This is a genomic window from Streptomyces sp. CBMA123 (assembly GCF_014596465.1).
Lineage (GTDB): Bacteria > Actinomycetota > Actinomycetes > Streptomycetales > Streptomycetaceae > Kitasatospora.
In genome coordinates this window covers 1-3,384 of the sequence record NZ_MECK01000403.1, presented here as the reverse complement: position 1 = coordinate 3,384, position 3,384 = coordinate 1, and the positions used below count along the sequence as shown (strand labels likewise).

At 71.4% G+C, this 3,384-nt stretch carries 5 protein-coding genes; 4 read left to right on the top strand and 1 reads right to left on the bottom strand.

Annotated elements, in window-relative coordinates; genetic code table 11:
• The 4 genes from BG452_RS31925 to obgE all read left to right on the top strand — a co-directional run.
• The coding region (locus BG452_RS31925; protein ID WP_188307843.1) for a hypothetical protein at positions 1–364 on the top strand (364 nt) is incomplete at its 5' end.
• Between the two features lie 231 nt (positions 365–595).
• The gene (gene rplU / locus BG452_RS31920) at positions 596–913 is read left to right on the top strand and encodes a 50S ribosomal protein L21 (protein ID WP_188307842.1); all 318 of its coding nucleotides are present in this window, start codon (positions 596–598) and stop codon (positions 911–913) included.
• A 14-nt stretch (positions 914–927) separates the two neighbouring features.
• Positions 928–1,185 (top strand): 50S ribosomal protein L27, encoded by a 258-nt coding sequence (rpmA, locus tag BG452_RS31915; RefSeq protein ID WP_014135732.1) that lies wholly within the window; start codon positions 928–930, stop codon positions 1,183–1,185.
• Between the two features lie 122 nt (positions 1,186–1,307).
• Positions 1,308–2,789 (top strand): GTPase ObgE, encoded by a 1,482-nt coding sequence (gene obgE / locus BG452_RS31910; RefSeq protein ID WP_188307841.1) that lies wholly within the window; start codon positions 1,308–1,310, stop codon positions 2,787–2,789.
• Positions 2,790–2,868: 79 nt separating this feature from the next.
• Here obgE and BG452_RS31905 read toward each other — a convergent pair.
• Positions 2,869–3,384 (bottom strand): hypothetical protein (locus tag BG452_RS31905; protein WP_188307840.1); only part of this gene is annotated, 516 nt, incomplete at its 5' end.

The following is a 3,384-nucleotide window of genomic DNA, read 5'->3' as shown; positions in this document are numbered from 1 at the left end:
CCTGGAGGCGGCCCTGGCGGCCGCCGCGCCGGCCGCCGAGGCCGAGGCCGATGTCGCGGCCGAGGCAGCCGTCGAGGTCGTCGCGGAGGCGGCTCCCGAGGCCGCCGCCGAAGCCGTGGAGGCCGTCGTCGTGGAGGCCGTGGAGGCCCCCGCGGAGGAGGCCCCCGCCGCGGAGGAGGCGCCCGCCGAGGAGGCCCCGGCCCCCAAGAAGCGTGCCGCCCGCAAGACCGCCGCGAAGAAGACCGCCGCCAAGAAGACGACCACGGCGGCCAAGAAGACCACCGCCCGCAAGACCGCGACCAAGCGGACGAGCGCGGCGGCCAAGAAGGCCGCGGCCGCCGAGGGTGATACGGCGGCCGAGTAGTGCCCACGCCCGGGGCGGGAGTCCTTTCCGCCCCGGGCCGTACGGGCCGGTTTGCCCCTGGGGCGGCCGGTCCGTATTCTTGACCTTCGGCGTGTCTACGCCGCGCTCCCGAGCACATCACCTTCCCGAGAGTCCCGCGTTCCGCGCGTGGCGATCGGGGAGAGGCTCCTGTGTCCGTACCCAGGTGGCTGGCGTCGGGAGTTCCGACCGAGTTGGGAAAGTAGGTACCGCATGTACGCGATCGTTCGCGCAGGCGGCCGCCAGCACAAGGTCGCCGTTGGCGACGTGCTGGAGATCGACCGTATCGAGGCCAAGCCGGGTGACTCGGTGGAGCTCTCGACCATCCTGGTCGTCGACGGTGAGGCCGTCACCTCCGACCCGTGGGTCCTGGCCGGCGTGAAGGCTCACGCCGAGGTGGTCGACCAGACCAAGGGTGACAAGATCGTCATCCTGCGTTACAAGAACAAGACCGGCTACCGCCGTCGTCAGGGTCACCGTCAGAAGCACACCGCGGTGCGTATCACCAGCATCGACTCGGTCAGCAAGTAAGGGGATAGCGGAAAATGGCACACAAGAAGGGCGCAAGCTCTACTCGTAACGGCCGTGACTCGAACGCCCAGCGCCTCGGCGTGAAGCGCTTCGGTGGCCAGGTCGTCTCCGCCGGCGAGATCATCGTCCGCCAGCGTGGCACCCACTTCCACCCGGGTGCCAACGTCGGCCGTGGCGGCGACGACACCCTGTTCGCGCTGACCGCCGGTGCGGTGCAGTTCGGCAACCGTCGCGGTCGCAAGGTCGTCAACATCGTGGCCGTCGAGGCCTGAGTCCCAGCGGACTCGCGAGTCTCTCCAGACTCACACTGAAGGGTGGGCCGGAATGATCCGGTCCACCCTTCGCGCTTCACGCAGACAGCAAGCATTTTCTCATCCGCACTGGAGGCACACCCATGACCACCTTCGTGGACCGCGTCGAACTTCACGTCGCCGCGGGTAACGGGGGCCACGGCTGCGCCTCCGTGCACCGGGAGAAGTTCAAGCCGCTCGGCGGGCCGGACGGCGGGAACGGCGGTGAGGGCGGCAGCGTCATCCTCACCGTGGACTCGCAGGTCACCACCCTGCTCGAGTACCACCACTCGCCCAAGCGCAAGGCCACCAACGGCAAGCCCGGCGCGGGCGGCCACCGCACCGGCGCGACCGGCGAGGACCTCGTCCTGCTGGTGCCGGACGGCACCGTGGTGCTGGACCGCCAGGGCAACGTGCTCGCCGACCTGGTCGGCCACGGCACCAGCTTCGTCGCCGCCCAGGGCGGCCGCGGCGGCCTCGGCAACGCCGCGCTCGCCTCGGCCCGCCGCAAGGCCCCGGGCTTCGCGCTGCTCGGCGAGCCGGGCGAAGCCCGCGACATCGTGATGGAGCTCAAGTCCGTCGCCGACGTGGCCCTGGTCGGCTACCCGAGCGCGGGCAAGTCCTCGCTGATCTCGGTGCTCTCCGCCGCCAAGCCGAAGATCGCGGACTACCCGTTCACCACCCTGATCCCCAACCTCGGCGTGGTCACCGCGGGCGACACCGTCTACACCATCGCCGACGTGCCCGGCCTGATCCCGGGCGCCAGCCAGGGCCGCGGCCTGGGCCTGGAGTTCCTGCGGCACGTCGAGCGCTGCTCGGTGCTGGTGCACGTGCTGGACTGCGCCACCCTGGAGCCCGGCCGCGACCCGCTGAGCGACCTGGAGACCATCGAGGCCGAACTCGCCGAGTACGGCGGCCTGGAGGACCGGCCGCGGCTGGTCGCGCTCAACAAGATCGACGTCCCGGACGGCCAGGACATCGCTGACCTGACCCGCGCCTCGCTGGAGGAGCGCGGTCTCCAGGTGTTCGAGGTCTCCGCCGCCTCCCGCAAGGGCCTGCGCGAGCTGAGCTTCGCGGTGGCGAAGATCGTCGCCGAGGCGCGCGCCGCCAAGCCGGCCGAGGAGTCCACCCGGATCGTGCTGCGGCCCACCGCCGTCGACGACGAGGGCTTCACCATCACCGAGGAGGACGGCGCCTACCGCATCCGCGGCGTCAAGCCGGAGCGCTGGGTCCGCCAGACCGACTTCAGCAACGACGAGGCCGTCGGCTACCTCGCCGACCGGCTGGCCCGCCTCGGGGTCGAGGACCGGCTCTGGAAGGTCGGGGCGCACGCGGGTGACACCGTCATCATCGGCCCCGACGAGAACGCCGTCGTCTTCGACTGGGAGCCGACCATGGCCGCCGGCGCCGAGATGCTCGGCCGCCGCGGCGAGGACCACCGGATGGAGACCCAGCGCCCGGCGGTCGACCGCCGTCGCGAGAAGCAGAAGGGCCGGGACGCGGCCGAGGCCGAGTTCCTCGCCTTCGAGGCGCTCTCCAGCGGCCGGCAGGCCGCCATCGAGGACGACGAGGACGAGGACCACTGAGTCCGGGTCGAACCGAAACGGCCCCCGCCACCTGTCGAGGTGGCGGGGGCCGTTTCGCGTGCTCAACGGTGACGCGGTGTCACTTCGCCCAGGACGCCTGGAGCTTGAGCAGGTCGTTCAGGTCGGTGTAGCCGACCGCGACCGGGGTGGTGCCGGCGATCGAGATGATGTCGCAGCCCTTGGCCTCGGCGCCCTTGGTGACGCCCTGGAACTTCGCCCCGGTGCACTTGGGCAGCGGGTTGGTGGCGTTCAGCACGGGGAGGCCCTTGTTGCCGGCGCCGTCGAAGAGGACGAACTTCGAGTCCGGGGCGGTGAAGGACAGGCTGGCGTCGCCGAGGTTCTTGACGGTGTAGCTGACGTAGACCGGGGTGCGGCCGTCCAGCCCGGTGGTCGGGACCTTGGCGGCGGTGAGGTCCTGCAGCGAACCGACCTCGATGCCGGTGACGGTGATCTGCAGCTTGGTGGAGACGTTGGAGCTCTTGTCGGCGAAGTCGACGGTGGCCGGCTGGCCGACCTTCACGGCGGTGGCGGCCTGCGGGACCTTGCCGCCGCCCGCGCCCCCGCCGGCCGCGCCGGCCGTACCGGCACCGCCGGT

What these genes read in the sequence shown, in the direction of transcription:
- rplU (WP_188307842.1), top strand. Translation starts at nt 596, where the DNA reads ATGTACGCGATCGTTCGCGCAGGCGGCCGCCAGCACAAGGTCGCCGTT.
- rpmA (WP_014135732.1), top strand. Translation starts at nt 928, where the DNA reads ATGGCACACAAGAAGGGCGCAAGCTCTACTCGTAACGGCCGTGACTCG.
- obgE (WP_188307841.1), top strand. Translation starts at nt 1,308, where the DNA reads ATGACCACCTTCGTGGACCGCGTCGAACTTCACGTCGCCGCGGGTAAC.